Consider the following 23,063-nt stretch of genomic DNA (forward strand, 5'->3'; position numbering starts at 1 on the left):
TTATTGCTGAGTCTCCTGTAGCACTCCTATTTCAGGTTCCACATTTTTAGCAGGCGTAGCCTCTTCAACATTAGCTTCAACTTCCGTGTCATCACAGTCATGAGCAGGCAGATACCAAAACTCGGCTAACTTGCCATTTTTAATATGGAAATTCCCGATGCTGCACTGGCTAAGCTGCTCACCATCATTGTCCCAAGTCACCCTTTCGACAGTACTGACATAATGACCCGAATCAATCATCTTAAGAATTGTGGCATTAGCATCTTTCAATGTCTCAAAGTAATCCGCCATAGCGGCCGCAAACTCTTCCTGACTTGAGGTTTCGACTTCAACCTTGGTCCCAGTAACATGCATCCAGCGAACATCATCAGTCGTGTATTGCACCATCTGTTTGACATCATGGGTGTTATAGGCAGCGATGAACCCTTCGACAATCTCGCTAGCAGTCTGATTGGCCATTGCGGTAAAGGGAAGTAAAGACAGGGTCGCCGCAAGTAGATAGGGCTTCATATCACACCTCTTGTTTGGTAGTTGCCGATCTAAAATAGATCACTGATTAAGTTCATCGTATTAGATGAATATAATCTTATGAAGTTCATTTTACTAACAAAATATAGACAATTCCTCGAACCTCTTCAATACGTAAATCCCGCCATGATGAATATATGTAGGCAACAGAGGATAAAGTTAGATTTTATTAAGCGCATTTCACTTATACCAATTGGTATTATTTAAACTGTCTAAAACCTGTGACAAAAACAGAAATGCCTCACATGAGTGAGGCATTTACCAAGTTATACAAACTGAACATTTAGAGCTTATAGCTTAATTGCATGCCCACTAACCAAACATCACCAACAGCTTCACCGTCGAAACTCACCTGAGCCAGATCCATCAAATTCATCGACTCGTTAATCGGTGCATCACCGTAAGCTTTAATATAAGTCAGGGCAAAATCCACAGTCAGATTTTCAGAAACCTGATAACCAGCACCTGCACTGAGCCACAAACGATCAGAATCCGGAATTGTCATGGTGCGATATTCATCATCCACTGCGGTATTATCGTAGGCTATACCCGTACGTAAGAGCCATTCATTATTTAATTGATATGTAGAGCCCAGTGCGAAGCGCCAGTTATCCTTAAAGTTCTCTTCTTTAACCAGATCAGACTCGAGTCCACCAACAGGCTTCACGTCACCAGGGAAATAAGCAACCAACTCATCGAAGACACTCCATTGCGTCCAGTTAACACTAGCATGCATAGCCCAGTTATCACTGAGTTGATGATATGAAGCCAGCTCAGCAAATGCCGGTAACTCCAGAGGCAAGTTTCCTTTAATATTGACATCTTGCCCACCGGTATAGAGTAGACCTGAAGCCGAACCCTCAAGTTCCAGTTCAACACCACTGTGATAAGCGAAACCCAGACGATGTGCTGGATTTATCTGCCAACTGGCACCTAACTTCCAACCATAGCCAATATCATCACCTTCCATGCTCTTTAGACTCGTTCCACCAGCGGGTAATGCCGCTGCAACCTCATCTGGTAGTGCTGGGTGAGCTTTTAAGCCATCTATCCAACCAGGAGCCGATGCGCCGATATTCCCCTCGCCATAAACGACTCTCAGACCAGCACCGACGCTGAATTCTTGATTGATCTTATATGCAATATTAGGATTAAATTCAACAGTAGTGACCGAAGTCTCGCTGCCGAAGATGGCCGCCGCGTGATCGGCCGGTAACTCAGTTGTCAGACCATAATTAGAGTTAACCGCCACTCCCCAGGTCCAACTATCGTTAATCTGACTAGAAAAATAAAAATTAGGCACCACTGCATTATCAGCAACATCTATGGCATCGGCATTCATAGTCATCGACTGTGAACCAAATAACGGAGAAGCGATGGAGACATCACCAGTCACATCCACATTTGGCATTACATATATACCACCAGCTGAGAAACTCGTCCCTTCCAAGTAGGTCAACATAGCAGGATTACGTGCTTGAGTGGATGTATTATCGGCCATAGCCGCTTCACCGGCAAAAGCACGACCCTGACCAGTGGCCGAGTATTCAGCTAACTGAAATCCAGCCGCCTGTACATGAGATACACTTCCCAGGAGCACTGCTGTCACGGCTAGAGATATTATGCGCTTGTTCATCATCTTAGTTCTTATTCCTATAATTATTATCTTTCTTAATCGAGACCAGAATTAGAGTAATAGCTCAACTTTAGGATCTGGAGTGTACTAACGCAGAATATCTTTGCAAGCAAGAGAGATAATTCAGAGTAATTAACTAGAAAATTGTTTTCACACAATATTTATTCAGATGAAATGGCTATTTAAAACAGTCTGTAAGTCAATCGTGACGAGTTGGTGTTAACACTGGATAAGGAAGACGCGAGGGTAAAAATAAAAAATAACAATAAAAATCAATAGCTAATATAATTAAAAATGACTTACACACGTTAGCTTAAATAGAGTGAAGCAAGCAGTTAAAATCACTAGTAAAAATAACAAAATCTTGATTTAGTTCACGGAAAAAACAAAACAGCATACTTTTCAACAACATAAAGAAAACGTGTTATGACTTATAAACAAAAGCCGGATAAACGCTTGTTCATCCGACTCTGAATTTTTAACACATTAGTACAAATGTACGCTTAAAAAGTGTATTACGCCTTCCAGCTTGGAAGTTTTGCTTCATAAGCCGCAATCTGATTGACATAACCTAAAGTCAAACCAATGGCATCCAAGCCATTCAGCAAATTATGTCTGGCAGAAGCTGCGATCTCAAAGCTAAACTTAGCACCTGATGGCGAAGTCACAGTTAGGGCTTCGAGATCGACTGTGATTTCTGCGCCTTCTTGTGCCTCGACTTCATCCATCAACTGTTGTACTTCAATGTCAGTCAAACGAACCGGAAGTAAGCCGTTGTTGATAGAGTTGCCGTAGAAGATATCGGCAAAGCTTGGCGCGATAATGGCGCGTAAACCAAAATCGGCTAACGCCCAAGGTGCATGTTCGCGACTAGAACCACAACCGAAATTTTCCTTAGAGATAAGAATCGAAGCGCCCTTATATCTCGGGTAATTGAGGCTAAATTCAGGATTTGGCTGATCACCAGCCTCATCGAGATAACGCCAATCATGGAATAGGTGTACTCCAAAGCCATCTCGAGTGATCTTAGATAAGAACTGCTTCGGGATGATCTGATCGGTATCGACGTTAGCACTATCGATCATAACCGAAAGCCCAGTGTGTGAGGTAAATGGATTCATGACTGGTGCTCCTAATAAGGTTTGCGAATATCGACGAAATGTCCAGCAATAGCCGCTGCAGCGGCCATAGCCGGACTCACTAGATGGGTTCTACTGCCTCGTCCCTGACGTCCTTCGAAATTACGATTACTGGTTGAAGCGCAGCGATCGCCAGCCTCTAAACGATCATCGTTCATCGCTAAGCACATAGAGCAGCCAGGTAGACGCCACTCGAATCCCGCTTCGATAAAAATCTTATCCAAGCCTTCGGCTTCAGCCTGCTCCTTCACTAGGCCAGAGCCTGGTACCACAATCGCAATAACACCTTCGGAAACCTTCCGCCCTTTTGCCTGTTCAGCCGCTGAGCGTAAATCTTCGATACGGGAGTTAGTACATGAACCGATAAAGGCCTTATTGATGCTCACATCTGTCATACGAGTCCCTGCAGCAAGCGCCACATACTCGAGCGCTTTTTCGATACTATGCCTAACCGTAGAGTTTTGCTCATTGGCAGGATTTGGCACGACACCGTCGATGGCAACCACCTGACCCGGATTTGTTCCCCACGTGAGCTGAGGCGCAATATCACCAGCTTCTAATTCAACTGTCGCGTCAAAAATCGCTTCTTCATCGGTTTTTAGTTCAGCCCAATCTGCTACAGCTTGATCCCAAGCTTCGCCCTTAGGCGCAAACTCCCGGCCTTTCATGTATTCGGCTGTGGTTGCATCCGGCGCAATCATACCCGCCTTAGCACCCATCTCAATAGCCATATTACACACTGTCATACGACCCTCCATGGTTAAGGCTTCTATAGCCTCACCACAGAACTCGACAACGAAACCTGTGCCGCCATCCATACCAATCTTGCCTATAATGGCAAGCACGATATCTTTGGCTGTAATCCCGGGAGCCACATGACCACGAACCTCTATCTTCATGGTTTTAGCTTTTAACTGGCGTAAAGTTTGCGTCGCCATCACGTGCTCAACTTCTGATGTACCTATGCCGAACGCAAGTGCGCCAAATGCACCGTGCGTTGCAGTATGAGAGTCACCACAGACTATGACGGCGCCGGGTAAGGTGATACCTAACTCTGGCCCCATCACATGTACAATACCTTGGTTCTTATGATGTATATCATAGAGGCGTACACCAAACTCTTTGCAGTTATCCTGTAGAGTTTCTACCTGGATTCGAGCCATAGGACTCAAAGCATCCAGGCTTGCACTCTTAGTCGACGTGTTGTGATCCATAGTGGCGAAGGTCTTCTCTGGCGCACGCATTTTGCGTCCCGCGGCCTTCAAACCACTGAATGCCTGAGGTGATGTCACCTCATGAACCAGATGTCTGTCTACATAAATAAGCGGCGCTTCGCCTTCGTTCTCAACGACGATATGAGCATCCCATACCTTCTCGTATAACGTCTTAGCCATGATCTACACCTCCCCTGCAATTAATGCAATAACCGAGACAGCAAGACCATCCCTCATGTCATGTTCATACAAAGTCTTAGCCATCTTCTTAAACCCCCTCTGTAACAGCTTGGGCGATATAATCACCCATCTGGCTTGTAGACTTAGCATTACTACGCTCGCTTGCAGGCAGTAATTCACCGGTTAAGTAGCCATCGCTAAGCGCTTTACCCACCGCGGCTTCTATTGCCAGTGCGGCATCTTCGAGTTTTAGGCTATGTCGCAGAAGTAAAGCAGCTGAAAGAATCTGTGCCACTGGGTTAGCGATTCCCTGACCGGCGATATCCGGCGCACTACCACCAGCAGGCTCATACATACCGAAGCCTTCGCTGTTCATGCTAATTGATGACAGCAGACCCATAGAGCCAGTCAACATGGCAATCTCATCCGAAACAATATCGCCAAACAGGTTAGAACAGAGCATGACATCGAATTCATTTGGACGACGTAGCAGCTGCATGGTGGCGTTATCGATATAGATATGTTCGAGTTCTACATCCGGGTAATCTTTAGCAACTTCTTCGACCACTTCACGCCAAAGTACACTACAAGCCAGAACATTAGCTTTATCGACTGAAGTCACCTTCTTGCGGCGACCTTGGGCTGATTCGAAGGCGATCTTAGCTATACGCCTGATCTCCTTACGGCTATATCTCATGGTATCGAATGCTTCTTCATTCTCACCTTCGCCCTGACGACCCTTGGGCTTACCGAAATAGATACCACCTGTTAATTCACGCACACAGAGAATATCAAAACCTTTCTCTGAGATATCGCTTCGTAGTGGAGACATATGCTCGAGGCCCATATGTAATTTAGCCGGACGCATATTGCAAAAAAGCTCAAAATGCCCACGAAGAGGCAATAGCGCACCACGCTCCGGTTGATCGTTTGGTGGCAAGTGCTCCCACTTTGGACCGCCGACAGAGCCAAACAATACGGCATCGGCCGCCTCACAACCTTTCAGAGTCGACTCAGGCAGAGGGCAACCATGATTATCGATGGCGGCACCACCAACATCATATTCACTATATTCAATTGATAGATCGAAACGTTTCTCGATCGCCGCCAACACCTTACGTGCCTCGGCCATCACTTCGGGTCCAATTCCATCTCCGGCTAATACAGCTACTTGATAACTCATACGACACACACTCCAACTCTTTAATTTTACTATTCGAATAATTAATAACTTTCTTATACGCCGCCTAACTCGCTACGTTTTTGCTGAATCTTCTCTTTGCAATCGGCAACCTTGTCTGCACGCCAAGTCAGGTTCATCACGTGTATCAGCGCCTGAACCGAGGCTTCGACGACATCGGTCGCCAATCCGACTCCATGGAAGCTCTGCTGCTGGTAATTAGCCTCGATATCGACCTGTCCCAGAGCATCTTGCCCCTCACCTTTGGCACTTAGCTTATAGCTAGTAATATTCACTTCACACTGGCTGGCACGGGCGATGGCATTATAGGCGGCATCCACCGGGCCATTACCCGTGGCAGCTTCAGTGACAGTCTTACCATCAATTTCAACTTTAACCGTCGCAGTTGCATTGCCTTGGGTAGAATCAGAATGAACCACCAGCTGCTGCAATTTATAATGCGCTTCCTCATCGGCCTGAGCCTCAATGAATACTAAGGCTTCAAGATCATAATCAAATACCTGCCCCTTCTTGTCTGCCAGCTCTAGGAAGGAGGTATACAAGGTATCCATATCGTAATCGCTCTCTCCATAACCCATCTCAGACATGCGATGCTTGATCACGTGACGTCCAGAGCGCGAAGTCATATTCAGATTATTACGTGGTAAGCCTATGCTCTCTGGCGTCATGATTTCATAGGTATTCTGTGATTTAAGCATGCCATCTTGGTGAATACCCGATGAATGAGTAAATGCATTTGCACCAACGATCGCCTTATTAGCCTGTACCGGCATGTTACACAGCTGGCTAACTAAGCTAGAGGTACGGTGGATCTCTTTAGCATTGATTCCTGTCTCAAAACCCAAAGACGATTTACGGGTCGACAAGATCATGGCGATCTCTTCCAGTGAACAGTTACCCGCTCGCTCGCCGATGCCATTGACCGTACACTCAATCTGGCGCGCACCGTGTTGCACCGCAGTGATAGAGTTGGCAACAGATAAACCTAAGTCATCATGACAGTGAACCGAGATCACCGCCTGATCTATATTAGGAACCCGGTTAAACAGGGTTTCTATGATGGAACCGAATTCACTCGGAACGGTATAACCCACGGTATCAGGAATATTAATTGTCCTGGCACCCGCTTTAATCGCCTCTTCGACCATGCGACACAAGTTATCAATTGGCGTACGACCCGCATCTTCACAGGAAAACTCAACATCGTCAGTAAATCGACGAGCATATTTAACTGCGCCAACCGCCATCTCTAATACCTGATCGAAAGAGCGTTTCAGCTTACTTTCAACATGTATGGTCGAAGTAGAGATGAAAGTGTGGATACGGAACTGCTCGGCAACCGAAAGCGATTGCGCCGCTGCATCGATATCTTTTTCCAAGGCGCGGGATAAAGCACACACTCGGCTATTTTTTATCGTACGGGCTATGGTCTGAACAGACTTAAAATCTCCCGGAGACGAAACAGGAAAACCTACTTCCATCACGTCAACACCCAGTCGTTCCAAAGATAGCGCTATCTGTAGCTTTTCCTTAACCGTTAAGCTTGCCGCCAAGGCTTGTTCACCATCACGTAGGGTCGTATCAAAAATAATCACTCGGTTAGACATCTGGTTTCTCCGTGGAAGACCTAATTATTATTTGCGCTTAAAAACAAAAAACCCCGCGTTTGTTAGCGCGGGGTTTGTGAATGCTGTGTCTCTATCGAGTGTGCAACACTACATCCTCCGCGCAGGATCTGCGAGAATGAGAATGAGGAGGTTGAGTAATGCACGTTTTATATTCATCAGTCTTATTTATTCAGTGTGCATAATTAATTATGCAGCAATTTAATACTCGGTTTTGACGTTAGTCTCGTAAAGAACGCTTAATTTTTAACGTGTGGCGGCCCCAGTGTCAACCCCATTCTTTTCATTTTAGCCTGATTAGACCAGAGCAAACGTCTTTGAGCTCTGACTATCTTTTAATTAATCCTATAATCTGCAGCCATTTAGCTAAGATATCTCGATAAAAAACCGAATTTGAAACAAATAGTTCTAAATCATACTCTGCTGTTTTTTAATGCATCAAATTCGTTATAATAACCGCCACATGGATTTCGAATAAGTAAACGGAGCTTAACCTAATGATCTTTCGTATCGTAGTGCTTTGCCTCACGTTCTGGCTAGCGCCAACTTGGGCAAACACACAAGATAAACTCGATACGATCGACAGACTCCTTTATCAATATCCAACTCAAGCCCTCAATAAGATAAATACCCTAGAAAGCATTACCTCTCCCATCAAGCTTACCGAGGCTGATAAATTGAGGCTCTCGCTACTTAGATGTGAAGCCTTTCTGCAATTAGGTGAAAACGAGGCGGCCATCAATATTGCCCGCATGAGCGAAGCCAAGGCGAAGATCCTCAAACTAGATCAAGCACGCCCCTACTTTCTTAACTGCATGGCTGCCGCATTCAGTAACTATGGTGATTATCGACAGGCATTACCCATACTAGATAGCTCGATAATGCTATCCAGAGAGCTTGAACAACCTCAGTCTTTAGTAAATGGGTTGAGACTTAGAGGCGTAATAGATACTCAGATTGACAGCTACAGTAGCGCATTCGAAGATCTTGGTTTAGCCAGCGATATCTATTCTGACACCCAATTTCAGGCAGTAAATTGGGTACTCCCCCCAAAAATCAGTATCACACTCGCCATAAGCCAACTGCTAGCCAAAAACAGTGAGTTTAAACCAGCCTACCAATTATTAGAAAAGGCGATCGCCAGAGATGACCCCATAGGTAAGGTCAGACTCACAGCCAGTATACAAGTGGCAAAAATGGCTCAACTTAACCGTGCCATATCCAGTGATCAACTCATTAGAGAAGCAAAAAAATTATTACCAGAACTCGAAACGGCTTTCGAGCTTGCCGTGAGTTACAAGGACATTGCTCAGCTGGAATATAGAAGAGAAAATTACACTCAAGCTATTCAGCTATTAGAGATCAGTTTAAGTACCTTTATTAAACAAAAAAGCACCATAGAAAAATTACGTACCCAACGCCTACTTGCCGAAGTACTACTGACAAGCGGCAATCAAGTGCAAGCCATGCCCCTAATGAACCAAGCCATAGCAACGGGTCTACAAACCTCTAAATATCATGAATTAGTACTTTGTTATCAGGTATTGAGTAACTATTACCTTCATCTCGGAAATTTCGAACAGGCTTATCATTATCAGGTTCTCAAATTCGGTGCTGCAGAAAATGCCTATAACTTCATCAAGGATACGCGTTTACAGCAATTAAACACTCGATTGAGTCGACAACAAGTGGCAAGTTCGGTCATGGATAAACACAGGCCCATACAAGCCAGTCAAACTCAGTTTAAGAGTGAATATGTGTTACTTACTCTCTTCATTCTCGCGGCTCTTATGACTATAAGACAGAAACGTAAATCAACTAAATTCGCTCAAGCTCCCAAAACCACTAGCTCACCCGAACATAGAATAGACAAACTGATCAGTCACAGTAAACTTGTCGGCTTCCCCTTGAGTCTTATCCTTATCGATTCCAGACATATATTTCATGGCGATAAGCCTCTACTACAAACAAGACTGGAAAACCTACTCAGAGAACAGGATATAATCACCACGACTATCGACGAGGAGGTGATGATCTTGCTACCCCATACACAGGAGAAAGGCACCTTAAAGATCATCGAACAGATAAGAGAAGTGATGCAGCCACTACAGCAAGGAAATCGAGCTAATATTGGCTACTCAAAATTACAACAGCAGGACAGTCTAAAGACGTTAATAAAGCGGGCTAAGGTTAAACAATTAACTTTGAAGAGCAAAAAGCAAACACATGTGACCACCGAAACAGTTTAACTCGTGCTCGACCTCTCTGCAGTTAATCTCTCCTAGCTATCAGCTAGCAAGTTAACAATCTTATGAAGATAACTCACCATCGAAACAGCTTAGCTCATGCTTTCCTAACTATCAGCTAGATAGTTCGCTATCTCATCGAGGAAGTCACCACCGAAACGGCTTAACTTACGTTCACCGACCCCGTTAACTGCCAGCATTTCCCCCGGGCTTGTAGGCGTCATAGCCGCCATCTCGGCCAGAGTCGCATCGTTGAATACCAGATAAGGAGGCACATCCAGCTCTTCAGCCAAGCGTCTGCGTAGCATCTTCAGTCTGGCAAATAACTTACGATCGTAATTCAATGGCGCACGAGTACTGCCGCTACGACGCTTAGTCGTAGTTTGCAGTATGATTCTCGGCTCGGCGAGTAATAACTCCACCTCACCTTTCAGCACAGCTCTCGCCGAAGGGTTCAACTTGACCGAGGATCCCCGGGTAATATCTTGACTGGCAAAGCCTAAATGAATTATCTGCCTGATAATACTCAGCCAATATTCATGACTCTTATCTTTGCCTATTCCCCAAGTTGATAATTTGTCATGGCCGCGGTCCAAGACATTGGCGGCCTTAGAGCCTCGTAGCACCTCGATCATGTGATTGATACCGAAGCCTTGCTTCAAGCGATAGATGCTTGAGAGCACCTTCTGCGCATCTTGAATTCCATTATATCGTTTAGGCGGGTCCAAGCAGATATCACAGTTACCGCAGGGCTCTTCGGCACTCTCATCAAAATAGTGCAGCAACACCTGACGACGGCAAGTCTGCGCCTCGGCAAAGGCAGCCATAGTGTTGAGCTTATGCAATTCTACCTGCTGTTGTGGGCCTGGCTCAGATTGCTCAATCAAGTGGCGCACCCGGCCAATATCTGCAGGATCAAATAGCATTAAGGCCTCAGAATCTAAGCCATCACGTCCGGCGCGCCCCGTTTCCTGATAATATGACTCCACGCTCTTGGGAATATCATAATGCACCACGTAACGAACGTTGGACTTATTTATGCCCATGCCAAATGCCACGGTTGCCACCACGATATCGAGTTGATCTTTCAGGAAGCGGTCTTGAACATCGGCTCTCTCCTCCTGAGTCCTGCCTGCATGATAAGAGTCGGCATTATGACCCTGAAGCCTCAGACGCTCCGCAACCTCATCGACCCGTCTGCGACTGCCACAATAGATGATGCCACTGGTGCCATTTTGGGCTGTCACGAACTGACGCAACTGATTAGCAGCATTGAGTTTCTCGGCGACTGTATAGCGAATATTCGGACGATCGAAACTGGTAAGCAAAGAGAAAGGAGTAATGGTCAGACGCTGACAGATATCCTGCCTGGTAGCCTGATCTGCAGTGGCCGTCAGTGCCATGATAGGCACATGGGGAAAATATTGTCTCAGCCTGCCTAACGCCGCATACTCGGGCCTAAAATCATGGCCCCATTGAGAGATACAGTGGGCCTCATCTATGGCGAAAAGTGAAATATGCAGTTCATGTAGACGGTCTATAAAACTGGCTTGTAGCAAGCGCTCGGGAGAGACATAGAGCAGCTTTAGTTCTCCGCTGTGCATCTCCCTAAGAATTCTGGCACTCTCTGCCCCTGCCTGAGATGAATTTAGATATCCGGCATTAACTCCCATCTGTTGCAGACTATCGACCTGATCTTTCATCAGAGAGATCAACGGTGAAACCACTATGGTCAAGCCAGGCATCTGCAATGCAGGCAATTGATAACACAGGCTCTTACCACCACCAGTCGGCATAATCACCAGGCAATCGACACCGGCACAGATCTGTTCTACCACCTCCCGCTGGCCCTTTCTGAAGGTGCGATAACCGAATACCGACTGCAGGCTCGAAGAAAGTGGATCTGATTGAGGTTGCGGCGTCACTTGGTCCATGGGCATCGGAGGTGAGAAATAGGGTCGACCATTCTAATAAAGCTTACGCCTCTTGTCTCTCATGATCGGCCAATGTTTGAGAATAATCTTGCATACCAAGGTAAATAAGCGATAGATTAATTGCTCTAATAATAAACAACAATAGATACTTACCCTATAAAAGGATGCTTATGACCAACCCAGTGCAAGCCGAAATTCTTAAGAGAGTGGCCGAAGTGTTCGATAAACAAGTGCCGTTTCATAACCTCTTGGGTATGAACATCAAGCGTTATGATATCGACGGCGTCGAAGTTAGCGTCAATATGAAGCCAGATCTTATCGGCAACATCCACCAGCAGATCCTCCATGGCGGCGTCACTGCCACTGTACTCGATGTTGTCGGTGGACTGACCGCCTTCTCAGGTTTAGTCGCCAGTCGAGACGACTGGAGCGTAGAAGAACTACAGAGCCGCCTGCAAACTTTAGGTACCATAGATCTCAGAATTGATTACCTCAGACCCGGCAGAGGCGAGATATTTACCGGTACCGGCACAGTGATCCGCGCCGGAAATCGCGTGTCTGTTTGCCGAATGGAGCTGCATAATGAGCGCGGCGATCACATCGCCTTCGGCACGGGTACTTACATGGTCGGCTAAGGCTAGTAGAGGAAACAACTTCAGAACACGGCGATCACAAGCTTTACTTGCCACAGCTGTGTTTGCTTATGCCTCGCTTATTTCCGAGTGTCAGCTTTACTTTCCTAGTGTCACTCTCATGAGACAGGCAAGAAACGGTTAGTCACAGCTTTAACCTTGAGGCTGTAAGGCTTGAGGAATACAATGAGGCACTTTCTCATTTTGTAGTTCTATTCATGCTCGATTCTGAATACCGCAAAGGCATAGTCTTTGCTATTTGTGCTTATACTCTCTGGGGTTTTGCGCCACTCTATTTCAAGTTGCTTGGACAGGTTTCTGCAACCGAAATTTTAATCCACCGGGTGATCTGGTCATTTGTGTTTGTCACTATACTCATGACGGCATTCGGTGGTTTCTCTCGCCTCAGACAAGTGCTGAAGCGGCCGAGACAGCTCTTGGTGTTAGCCTTAACCTCAATCTTGATCGCCGCTAACTGGCTACTGTTTATCTGGGCCATCAATAATGACCATATGTTAGATGCCAGCTTAGGTTATTTCATCAATCCACTGGTGAATGTCATGTTAGGCATGGTCTTTCTGGGCGAACGCCTGAGGAAACTGCAATGGTTTGCAGTCGCCCTAGCCGCTAGCGGCGTTATGGTGCAGCTGATTTCTTTTGGCTCAATTCCCTTGGTATCTTTGGGCCTTGCCTGCTCATTTGGCCTCTATGGTCTGTTACGCAAGAAGGTCAATGTCGATGCCAAGACAGGCCTGTTAGTCGAAACAGCCATTTTGTTTCCGATTGCGCTCATCTACCTGTTTGCCAACGTGGGCGGCTCATTAACCAACATGATGACCAACGAAGTGTCACTCAACCTACTGCTCTTAGCGGCGGGCATAGTGACCACCATCCCCTTACTCTGTTTCGCCGCTGCAGCGGTGAGGATCCCGCTATCTGTACTAGGCTTCATCCAATATCTCGGCCCTAGTATCATGTTTATCTTAGCTATCAGCCTCTATGGCGAATCATTCGATCTGGAGAAAGGAGTCACCTTCCTGTTTATCTGGGGAGCCTTGGTCATATTCACCATAGACATGTTCTACAAACGCAAGAAAAAGTAATCGACAAACTCACCATAAAAAAGCCCCTACTTCTTATTTTAAAGATAGGGGCTTTGTTGGTTTTATAACCGATACGATCTACTCAAATTTATAGCTAAATTGCAGAGTCGCACTGCGTCCAGGCTCGGTATAAACCACGTAACCTCCTGGGGTAAACGGCATATCATAGGAACTATTAATGGTGATCTCGTCACTTAGGTTTTTCAGTATCAAACCCAATTGCCAATCAGAATCCGTATTAATCAAGGCTATCTGCGCATTGTATTTAGCAAATGCTTCCTGCTCGGTATAGGGATTAAGATCTGCGTTAGTAAAGTAACTGGATTTAAATACCGTCTCCGCCATCAGTCGAATATCATAATCACTACTCAACTCGGTGCGGTATTCGAGCCAGGTACTACCAGATACTTTAGGCGACAGAGCATTTTTCTGGCCTGACAGATCACAAGAACTGCCATTAGCCTCCACCAGATCCGAGGTTTGGCTCAAGCTGCTAAAACACTTGGCACCGGTAAACTCATCCCAACTGAAATCGAGTAAGCCTAAGCTTCCCGACCATAACCAATCGTCGGCAAACGCCCAACGACCATCCAGCTCTAGACCATAAGATGTTGCCTTAGCCCCATTTTCCACATAGAAACCTGTGCTGCCATCGAAGGTCGACGTCTGTAAGTCACTGAACTCCATATAAAACAACGCCAAATTAAGATCTGCGGCTCCATCGTCTAAGGTGAGTTTACTGCCCAACTCATAGGACAGCACAGATTCATCTTCAAATTCAAAGTTCTCCGGTAGGTTTGCTCTGGCATCGAATCCGCCTGATTTCGCTCCTTTGGCCACGCTGGCATAGAACATGGCATCATCAATTTGATATTTTACCGAGAGCGCTGGAGTAAAACTCTCTTCAGTGCGCTGAGCGCTAATACTATGATCCTCACCTGTACGGTAGATGGGATTAGCAATATTTTGGGTATTACTGCCCAGCAACAAGGGATCCAAATAGGGATAATCAGGGCCTAACATCAGGCTATAGGCGGTTCCGGATATCCCTGCTAAACCGAAGTTATCCAGTGCTCCTTGTAATGCTGGCGGCGATATCAAGGGCACCTGTGAGATGGGGTCCCCGGATAGGAGGTCCATAAGCATTAAATCCCGGCTACCGTCTTTCTCTTCATGGGTATATCTAAGTCCCAGGCTGACACTCCACTGTTCATCCAAGTTCCAATCGAACTTACCGAACGCACTCATCACTTCAGACTGAGTTCGAAAATTTCTCACCCCATCAAACTGCAGTGCATAAGCTAGAAAGTGCTCATCATAGGTGAGATCTGAATCTTGATAGTAGGCGCCTAAGATATAATTGAAGCGCTCATTTCCCGGCGACATCAGCCTCAACTCCTGACTGAATTGGCTGTACTCCTCATCGCTGACACTGCGAAACAGGAGTGGCCTAGGAGTTCGGTCACCATCATTTGAGGTATCCACCTCATAGGACTGCCATCCGCTAATGGCGCTTAGAGTGTGCTCACCCAGTTCATACTCGATCTTCAAGGTCTGATGACTGGCAGTGAACTCCCCCCCCTCTATCTCTCCGATTACCGGCGTGGTCTTAGATGACGTTAAGCTGACGCCATAATCCCCTAGGCTAGCAGCAAGAGCGGGATTGGCAGCGGCCAATGCCGGCTCTAATATCCCCTTGGTATTACTGTCGCCAGTGAACTCGTCCTTATCCTGTTGCAGCTTGAGATCTATACTCAGCTTATCTGTAGGCTGCCAGGCCAAAGACAATCTTCCCAGCAGCGTCTCATGCTGAACTTCTGACTCATCTGTGACGATGTTCTTCATGTAGCCATCACTGTCCACAGCCCTGAAAGCGAAACGTGCCTGCAAATTATCGGCTAAGGGGCCGGAGACAGCGCCTTCGAACGTCAAACCATCATAGGTCATGTCATAGCTGGTATTGAGATAGCCACTGAAGTAATCCGTTGGTGACGCTGTAGTAAGATTAAGCGCGCCAGCCGTGGTGTTCATGCCGAACAAAGTTCCCTGAGGGCCACGCAGCACCTCCACCATCTCCAGATCGAGAAAGGTGCTGCGCATCAGATGCCCACGACCACGATAGATGCCATCTACATAGGTGCCCACTGTCTGCTCGAAGCCCTGATTAGGCCCAGACCCCAGGCCGCGCATATAGATATTAAAGCCTTGACCCGATTGACTGACACTGAAGTTACCGATCCGGCTCGACAACTCTTCTGTGTTGCTGATGTTCATGTTCTCCAAGGCTTCACGATTGATGGTCGCCACCGACAAAGGCACATCTTTCACACTCTCGGTACGCTTTTGGGCCGTGACTGTGATCACCTCCAGTTGACGAGTATTCTCTTGCTCTTTCTCGCGAGTCTCATCCTCTGCTAACGCCAGCATAGGCGTCGAGAACATACTGCCGATAAGCAGTTTAGTTATTATGTTTAATTGCATAGTCCACTCTCTTATTTTATTTGTTGGATTACGCAGATGAATACGACTTTATTCCATCTGGTTTAGGACCTTGGCCCGCACTCCCCTGCGGGCCAGACTTAAGCGATTAAATACAGGGAAAAACAGCCTCGAACATAGAAGGCATCATGTAACGGGACTTAGGAAAATATTCCTTCATCACGCTCTGCTCATCACCTGGTTTAAGGATCTTCTGTACTGCATGGGGGAAATCTGGAGAGGCGAGTAAGTTACGAATTTGTACCACAGCCATATCTTCATCACCCAAGCCATCTCCATCCGCCGCCATTTCTAACCAGGCGATACCACACTGACGCTTAGCATTACGAGGCCTGTCTTCCTCACGTGAAACCACTATGGTGTAGTAGCCCTTGGCATCCAGAGGTACCTCCTCATCGAACAGACAATCGGTTACCCGTGTATTGGCGAAACTCTGATTAGAACAGATGGACCAATATCTCAGATCGGCATCTTGCTGCTGGCGAGCACCATAGAAAGACTTAGTGACCTTAGGCATCTTGGCGCGAATGACCAATACCTTGCCAAATTTACGGTTCACTATGGTACGGATATAATTGTTATCCAGATTCGGATAGAAGCCTCCCTCAGAACGACGGCCAGCGGTAATTTTTTTACCCGAATACATGGACAGTAAAAACTCTCTATCGTATTGGATATACCAACTCGCCGGATTACTGGCCGGCCAGGTAGCAGGTTTATCAGGCTGATCCCTGAGCGCAACATATTGCTCTGCAGGAATATTGAGTGCCGTAGGATCGATGCGCAGAGGCTGACCGACATTCAAGCTTTCACAGGCTTGCTGGCCTTTTAAGGTCTTACCATTACTCAAAGTTAATATCGGCTCGGGTAGAGGGACACCGCCAGTTATAGATGTCTTTTCATCAGGCAGATAAATACGATAGATCAACAGCTGCTGATCTTTCTTATAGGTAGGCGCATAGATGCTCTTACGCACCACATTGCGTTGCATCACCCCTCGCTCTATCTCCGGCGGCATTCCTGTCTGTACAGCGATACGATAACTGCGTTTTTCGGCTTGACGGTCGGCGCCAGCCTGATAGGGGTTCGTATTATTCAATTTAGGAGCCACCAGATAATCGGCCACCGAATCCATTGGTCGCCCTCCCTCGTCATAGCTGATCAATGACTGGTAGCGTGCATGAGCAAACTCACCGTCGATCTGCAGCTTAGCGCCTTCAGGAATGGTGAAGGTCGCCGCCCAATAGAAGACATTGGCATCGGGATAGGCCACATTGATATAGGGATCGGCACTAAAAGGGCCTCGATTCCAGAAACAGGTACGTGGGCCACCCACATCGGATGTGGGTTTCTCATAATCTAAGGCCTGTGCCTTTACTTGAGGCAAAGCCTGAACCGGCAAGCTACAGATACCCAGAAAAAAAACAGATACCCATTTAAGGCGATGCGTGTTTATTATATTAGTTATTGCGTAATTCATCATTCTCCCCAGCGGAAATGAAACAGAAGTGTTACCTTTCCGTAAACGTATGTAGCTTATTAACCTAGTCGATATAGAGAGGGGCAATTGTCGCCAAATAGACAATCTCAGATAAAAGTCACCGATGACCAGCTTAAAATTTTTCTGAACTGCTCGGAGGTCTTTAATGCCTGTGATAGCGAAGATATCGATTTTATCTTGAGTCAAATCAAGACCTATCATTATGATAATGAAACGGTTATTGCTCACCGGGAAGATGTTGGAGATCAGATTAGGTTTGTGATTAAGGGCAGCTTAAACATAGTCGCCACGAGTTTAGACGGTAAAGAGGTGAGGTTTCCCCCCATAGGGCCTAATCGATGGGTCGGCTGGATCTCCTGTTTCGATATTCAAGCCCTGTCCCATGACTGGGTAGCGACATCCAACTCAGACATACTAGTCATTCCAGGTACAGCCATACGAAAGTTGTGCACCAAAAATCCCGACTTATATCCCAAAATAATGGCAGAAATTAACCGTCAATTTAAGTTACTCATGAGCTGGACCGAGTTTGTCTCACTCCACTCTCTCAGCGCCAGAGCCTGTATGCTGATCCATATTTTGGCACAGATCAGTGCAACGCCTATGGATAACAAGCCCGGCTGGTTACAAGTCGATGTCACCCAGGAGCACTTAGCCTCTTTCTTGAACCTGTCACGTCAAACGGCTAATAAACTGCTTGTGGGATTAGAGAAAGATGGCTTTATCAACATAGGATATCGAAAAATCCTCATTAACACGGCCTATCTCAATCGTTAGTCGCAGCAAAGCCAGCCATAAAAAAATGCCGACACCTCTTCATTCAGACTGACTAGTTCAAAGCTCTAAAGCAAGAATCTTGGATTTTCTTTGGTAGTTATACAACTGCTTCTTCTTATCGGGCAAGGTTTCCACATCGACAATATCGAAACCATGCTCCAAGAACCAGTGGATGCTGCGAGTGGTCAAGGCAAATAGCTTGGAATAGCCCCTGACCTTAGCCTGACCGATAATATTTTTCAGTAGTATGCTACCTCGATCAGCATCTCTGTATTCAGGATGCACCACCAAACAGGCAAACTCGCCGGCGTTATCTTCCTCGAACGGGTAAAAGGCCGCGCAGCCTATGACCAGATTATCGCGCTCAATAAGCATAAACTGTTCGATCTCCATCTCCAACTGCTCACGAGAACGACGAACTAGTATGCCCTTCTGCTCTAATGGACGGATCAGATCTAAGATCCCACCTATATCGCCAATACCGGCACGGCGCAAACGCTCGGCGCTCTCTGTGACAATTTGAGTGCCTATGCCATCTCTGGAAAATAGCTCCTGCAGCAAGGCGCCATCATCCAGATAGCTAACGAAGTGACACCGAGAGACACCATTGCGACAGGCATCGATACTGGCTTTAAGAAAGGCTTTAGTACCTAAGCACATACTTGAGCCTAAATCTAAATCGTTCAAGATGGTTTGTGCATCATTTGGCATCAACTCGGCCAACACCTGACCAGTGCTATCCAAGATACCTTTCTGTGAGCTAAAACCTATCATCTTATCGGCTTTTAGCTTCACCGCGATCTGAGTGGCCACCTCTTCGGCAGTCAGATTAAAACTCTCTCCCGTGACAGATGCTGCAACTGGGCCGAGTAGCACGATACCATTACTCTCCAGCTGGCCCTTGAGGCCTTGCACATCGATACGTCTGACCTTACCACTCAGGCAATAATCGACACCATCATCAATGCCTAATGGCTGTGCGATGACGAAGTTCCCACTCACCACATTAATCTGCGCACCTTGCATTGGAGTATTACTCAGGCTCATGGAGAGTCTGGCGGTAATATCCAGTTGCAGTCCACCCACAACTTGTTTAATCACTTTAAAGGCATCTTCGTCAGTGATCCGTACGCCATTGTAGTACTCTGGCAAAATAGCTTTATCCGCTAAAGCCTCATCAATTTGTGGCCTGGCACCATGCACCAGAACAATCTTAATCCCCAGACTATGCAATAGGGCGATATCATTAATGATCGATCGAAATTGTTTATTGGCTAACGCCTCGCCTCCAAGCATCACAACAAAGGTTTTGCCTCTATGAGAGTTGACATAGGAAGCTGAGTGACGAAATCCATCAACGAGTTCAGTGGTACGCACGAATATATTCTCACTTTTATTCATTTATGCAAAACAAACGGCCACAGCCCTAGGCTGTAACAAACATAATATTGCATTTTAATGCAAAATAAAAGCATTTATATTTAAATAAGGGGTGTTAGAACAGATAGAATAACCGAGATATAACAAAGAAAAGATGAGTTAGTATAAGAAAATCAAAAAATGAATTTTTATACTCAGAGTAGAATGATACTTAAGCTTTGTGACAACTCATCGTTCAGGTCAAATTTATAGCAAAAAAAAGCCCCTGAATCAGGGGCTTTTTTAGAAGTTAACAACAAGTTATTACTTGATTTTAGCTTCTTTGTACATAACGTGCTTACGGATAACGGGATCAAATTTCTTGATTTCCATCTTTTCAGGCATGTTACGTTTGTTCTTTTCAGTCGTGTAGAAATGACCAGTCTTAGCGCTAGAAACTAGCTTGATCTTCTCACGATTACCTTTAGATTTAGCCATGGTTTATTATACCTTCTCGCCGCGGGCACGAAGTTCAGCAATAACTACTTCAATACCTTTCTTATCGACAATACGCATACCTTTAGTAGAGATACGTAGCTTAACGAAACGCTTTTCGCCTTCTAACCAAAAACGGTGGTTTTGTAGGTTAGGTAAAAAACGACGACGCGTCGAATTTTTAGCGTGCGAGCGGTTGTTACCAACCATTGGTCGCTTGCCAGTTACTTGGCATACTCTTGACATGTCAATCTTCTCCAAAACAAAATATTTAACGCTCGAGCATTAATGCACCTCGAACACGGCCGTCGCCTGAGGCACACAACAGAGGGCGCATTTTATACAGGATCTAAAAGCAAAGATCAAGGAATAGTTAGTCTATCCATCCCCGCTCTGCAAATGAAACTATCTCGCGATCGCCTACAACCATATGGTCTAACAAGGAAACATCTATGGTTGCCAAGGCACACTTCAATCGCTCAGTTATTCGCCTATCGGCCTGACTTGGCTCCGCAACTCCCGATGGGTGGTTGTGGCAGACAATCACGGCCGCAGCTTTTTTCTCAAGCACCAGACACACCACATCACGTGGATAGACTGACGCAGAATCTATGGTGCCACGGAATAATTCAACAAACTGAATAACTCTATGCTGACTGTCCAACAACAAAATGGCAAACACTTCATAGGCACGATCCCGTAATTGTCTCATTAAATAGTCTCGAGTTAAATCAGGATCACTCAATATTTTGCCTCTTTTTAACTTTTCTGCCGAAATCCGGGTACTCAACTCGGCCGCAGCCTGAAGTTGAGCAAACTTTACCGGCCCCATACCAGGCAATTTACAGACCTCCTGCTGAGACGCCTTCAGTAGCCCCCTGAGTCCGCCGAACTCTGCAATTAGATTCCTGGCTAATTGAACGGCACTTAATCCTTGCAAGCCATTCCTAAGGACAACAGCTAGAAGCTCTGAATCGGATAACTGACTCGCTCCATGGCTCAAAAGTTTATCCCGCGGCCCCTCACCTAATGGCCAATCTTTGATCCCCATCACCCCTCCTTGCGTGATTTTAAACTTATGCTGAGTATGGTCGAGTTTTCTAAAACTTGTATCCTCCACCTCCTAAGGTTTGTGATATCTTAGGCGGCAATTCAATTTAGCGACTGCATTGTTTCTCATCAACAATCTTTATGAGCCACAGTCTATGAGCAAAAGTATGAGCCAAAGTAATAATCCAAGTCAGACCAATAAAAATATCCTCCTCGCTATAGGCGGCGGAATAGCAGCCTATAAATCTGCCGACCTTGTCCGACGTCTCAAAGAGCGTGGCTTCGACGTACGTGTTGTGATGAGCCAGAGCGCGAAGGAATTTATCACCCCGCTGACCTTACAAGCCTTATCTGGATATCCCGTTGCATCGGACTTACTCGATACTGCGGCTGAAGCGGCCATGGGACACATTGAGCTTGCTCGTTGGGCGGATCTTGTCATTGTCGCTCCAGCGACTGCCAACCTTATCGCTCGAATAAATGCTGGTATGGCCGATGAGCTTATTACTACCACTTGCTTAGCTACCGAAGCCCCTGTGATACTCTGCCCAGCGATGAATCAGCAGATGTATCGCAATCAGGCGACGCAAGATAATTTGGCTAACTTATCCAAACGTGGTCTGAAAATATGGGGACCCGCATCAGGCAGCCAGGCTTGTGGTGAAGTTGGCCCGGGACGCATGCTCGAACCTTTGGATATAGCTGCTCTGGCAATGCAATTTTTTGCACCAAAATTACTTGCGGGTCACTCAATACTGCTAACGGCAGGACCAACACGGGAAGCGATCGATCCTGTGCGTTATATCTCCAATCAAAGCTCTGGAAAGATGGGCTTTGCCTTAGCCAAGGCAGCCGCCGACATGGGCGCCGAGGTCACCTTAGTCTCCGGGCCTGTCAACCTGACAACGCCTGTAGGAGTCAAGCGAGTCGATGTCATATCCACACAAGACATGCTAGAGGCAGTTATGAGGCGAGTCGACAGTCACGATATATTCATCGGCTGTGCAGCCGTCGCCGATTATCGTGTTACTGAAATAGCCAATGAAAAAATAAAAAAATCTTCAACTGATATGCAACTTGCCTTGGTAAGAAATCCTGATATCTTAGCCACCGTTGCCAGCCATAACCCCAGACCGTTTACCTTAGGCTTTGCCGCCGAGACCCAAGATGTCGAACGCTACGCTAAAGACAAACTAGTGCGTAAGAAACTCGATATGATAGCCGCTAATGATGTGTCTAATCCTGAGTTGGGTTTCAATGCCGACAACAATGCACTCAAGGTCATTTGGGCCAAGGGCCAAGAAGATCTTCCGGCAACCGATAAACAGACCTTGGCTATTCAACTACTCGGCATAGTCGCCGAACGAATCGCCATTTTAAAAGATGACAAGAAATGAAAACACCCATAGAAGTTAAAATCCTCGATTCACGTATTGGTTCTGAATATCCCCTCCCTGCCTACGCAACGCCAGGCAGTGCAGGCATGGACCTTAGGGCTATGATTGAAACAAGTATGATCGTCGAGCCGGGTGAAACTAGCTTAATTCCAACCGGTATTTCGATACATGTTGCCGATCCTGGACTTGCGGCGATGATTTTACCGCGCTCGGGTCTGGGTCATAAACATGGAATCGTACTTGGAAATTTAGTCGGGTTGATAGACTCCGACTACCAGGGGCCGCTTATGGTCTCTTGCTGGAACAGAAGCTGTGAACCTTTTACCTTAGAGATAGGTGACAGGTTAGCCCAATTGGTATTTGTTCCGGTCATACAAGCCGAATTTAAGCTTGTCGATGAATTTGATAATTCAAGTCGTGGCGAAGGTGGCTTTGGCCACTCAGGTACCAAATAGAAAAACTCCCTTTAGCTATTTATTAGCTAACTGAGTGTGATCAATAAGAGTGACATTCACTTACCCAAGACCCATTCAAAGGTAAGTGAAGA

General features: G+C 46.2%; 19 protein-coding genes. 6 read left to right on the forward strand and 13 right to left on the reverse strand.

Translation table 11 applies throughout. The features are described from left to right. The 6 genes from sps_RS16195 to leuA all read right to left on the reverse strand — a co-directional run bounded on the left by sps_RS16195 (nucleotide 1) and on the right by leuA (nucleotide 7,505). Nucleotides 1-510, reverse strand: a complete 510-nt coding sequence (locus sps_RS16195; RefSeq protein ID WP_077753469.1) for a nuclear transport factor 2 family protein — start codon at nucleotides 508-510, stop codon at nucleotides 1-3. Nucleotides 511-811: 301 nt separating this feature from the next. Continuing rightward, nucleotides 812-2,164 (reverse strand): outer membrane protein transport protein, encoded by a 1,353-nt coding sequence (locus tag sps_RS16200; protein ID WP_077755726.1) that lies wholly within the window; start codon nucleotides 2,162-2,164, stop codon nucleotides 812-814. Between the two features lie 515 nt (nucleotides 2,165-2,679). After that, nucleotides 2,680-3,285: a 3-isopropylmalate dehydratase small subunit gene (gene leuD / locus sps_RS16205; protein WP_077753470.1), complete on the reverse strand. Its 606-nt coding sequence runs from the start codon at nucleotides 3,283-3,285 to the stop codon at nucleotides 2,680-2,682. Nucleotides 3,286-3,296: 11 nt separating this feature from the next. Continuing rightward, nucleotides 3,297-4,697 carry a 3-isopropylmalate dehydratase large subunit gene (gene leuC, locus sps_RS16210; protein WP_077753471.1) on the reverse strand — a complete coding sequence of 467 codons (1,401 nt, stop codon included), beginning with the start codon at nucleotides 4,695-4,697 and terminating at the stop codon, nucleotides 3,297-3,299. Nucleotides 4,698-4,785: 88 nt separating this feature from the next. Then, complete coding sequence (gene leuB / locus sps_RS16215) at nucleotides 4,786-5,880, reverse strand: 3-isopropylmalate dehydrogenase (protein WP_077753472.1); 1,095 nt, start codon at nucleotides 5,878-5,880, stop codon at nucleotides 4,786-4,788. A gap of 53 nt (nucleotides 5,881-5,933) precedes the next feature. Continuing rightward, nucleotides 5,934-7,505, reverse strand: coding sequence for a 2-isopropylmalate synthase (gene leuA, locus sps_RS16220; RefSeq protein WP_077753473.1), 1,572 nt, complete (start codon nucleotides 7,503-7,505; stop codon nucleotides 5,934-5,936). Between the two features lie 515 nt (nucleotides 7,506-8,020). On the opposite strand from leuA, the gene sps_RS16225 reads away from it, so the two are divergent. Further along, a complete protein-coding gene (locus sps_RS16225) occupies nucleotides 8,021-9,772 on the forward strand; it encodes a histidine kinase (RefSeq protein ID WP_077753474.1) in 1,752 nt (583 codons plus the stop codon). Between the two features lie 104 nt (nucleotides 9,773-9,876). Here sps_RS16225 and recQ read toward each other — a convergent pair whose 3' ends face one another. Next, nucleotides 9,877-11,703: a DNA helicase RecQ gene (gene recQ / locus sps_RS16230; protein ID WP_237157855.1), complete on the reverse strand. Its 1,827-nt coding sequence runs from the start codon at nucleotides 11,701-11,703 to the stop codon at nucleotides 9,877-9,879. Between the two features lie 170 nt (nucleotides 11,704-11,873). Between recQ and sps_RS16235 the strand changes: the two genes are divergently transcribed. Continuing rightward, entirely contained in the window at nucleotides 11,874-12,338 is a 465-nt protein-coding gene (locus tag sps_RS16235; protein ID WP_077753476.1) for a thioesterase family protein, read from the forward strand. Between the two features lie 215 nt (nucleotides 12,339-12,553). Beyond that, nucleotides 12,554-13,438: an EamA family transporter RarD gene (gene rarD / locus sps_RS16240; protein ID WP_077753477.1), complete on the forward strand. Its 885-nt coding sequence runs from the start codon at nucleotides 12,554-12,556 to the stop codon at nucleotides 13,436-13,438. Nucleotides 13,439-13,516: 78 nt separating this feature from the next. Here the strand turns inward: rarD and sps_RS16245 are convergent, their stop codons facing one another. Both sps_RS16245 and sps_RS16250 read right to left on the reverse strand, forming a co-directional pair. After that, nucleotides 13,517-15,919: a TonB-dependent receptor gene (locus sps_RS16245; RefSeq protein ID WP_077753478.1), complete on the reverse strand. Its 2,403-nt coding sequence runs from the start codon at nucleotides 15,917-15,919 to the stop codon at nucleotides 13,517-13,519. Between the two features lie 106 nt (nucleotides 15,920-16,025). Then, entirely contained in the window at nucleotides 16,026-17,339 is a 1,314-nt protein-coding gene (locus sps_RS16250; RefSeq protein WP_237157856.1) for a hypothetical protein, read from the reverse strand. Between the two features lie 165 nt (nucleotides 17,340-17,504). Between sps_RS16250 and sps_RS16255 the strand changes: the two genes are divergently transcribed. Then, entirely contained in the window at nucleotides 17,505-18,215 is a 711-nt protein-coding gene (locus tag sps_RS16255) for a Crp/Fnr family transcriptional regulator (RefSeq protein ID WP_077753480.1), read from the forward strand. A 57-nt stretch (nucleotides 18,216-18,272) separates the two neighbouring features. Here sps_RS16255 and argA read toward each other — a convergent pair whose 3' ends face one another. The 4 genes from argA to radC all read right to left on the reverse strand — a co-directional run bounded on the left by argA (nucleotide 18,273) and on the right by radC (nucleotide 21,120). Next, nucleotides 18,273-19,592, reverse strand: coding sequence for an amino-acid N-acetyltransferase (gene argA, locus sps_RS16260; RefSeq protein WP_077755727.1), 1,320 nt, complete (start codon nucleotides 19,590-19,592; stop codon nucleotides 18,273-18,275). Nucleotides 19,593-19,898: 306 nt separating this feature from the next. Next, nucleotides 19,899-20,072, reverse strand: coding sequence for a 50S ribosomal protein L33 (gene rpmG / locus sps_RS16265; protein ID WP_013053319.1), 174 nt, complete (start codon nucleotides 20,070-20,072; stop codon nucleotides 19,899-19,901). A gap of 6 nt (nucleotides 20,073-20,078) precedes the next feature. Next, a complete protein-coding gene (gene rpmB, locus sps_RS16270) occupies nucleotides 20,079-20,315 on the reverse strand; it encodes a 50S ribosomal protein L28 (protein WP_077753481.1) in 237 nt (78 codons plus the stop codon). A gap of 127 nt (nucleotides 20,316-20,442) precedes the next feature. Beyond that, nucleotides 20,443-21,120 (reverse strand): RadC family protein, encoded by a 678-nt coding sequence (gene radC / locus sps_RS16275; protein ID WP_077753482.1) that lies wholly within the window; start codon nucleotides 21,118-21,120, stop codon nucleotides 20,443-20,445. A gap of 166 nt (nucleotides 21,121-21,286) precedes the next feature. On the opposite strand from radC, the gene coaBC reads away from it, so the two are divergent. After that, nucleotides 21,287-22,516 (forward strand): bifunctional phosphopantothenoylcysteine decarboxylase/phosphopantothenate--cysteine ligase CoaBC, encoded by a 1,230-nt coding sequence (gene coaBC, locus sps_RS16280; protein ID WP_077753483.1) that lies wholly within the window; start codon nucleotides 21,287-21,289, stop codon nucleotides 22,514-22,516. After that, complete coding sequence (gene dut, locus sps_RS16285) at nucleotides 22,513-22,971, forward strand: dUTP diphosphatase (protein ID WP_077753484.1); 459 nt, start codon at nucleotides 22,513-22,515, stop codon at nucleotides 22,969-22,971. Before coaBC ends, dut begins: the two co-directional genes overlap by 4 nt. The last annotated feature ends 92 nt before the right edge of the window (nucleotides 22,972-23,063 follow it).

It is taken from the genome of Shewanella psychrophila, from assembly GCF_002005305.1.
Taxonomy (GTDB): Bacteria; Pseudomonadota; Gammaproteobacteria; order Enterobacterales; family Shewanellaceae; genus Shewanella; species Shewanella psychrophila.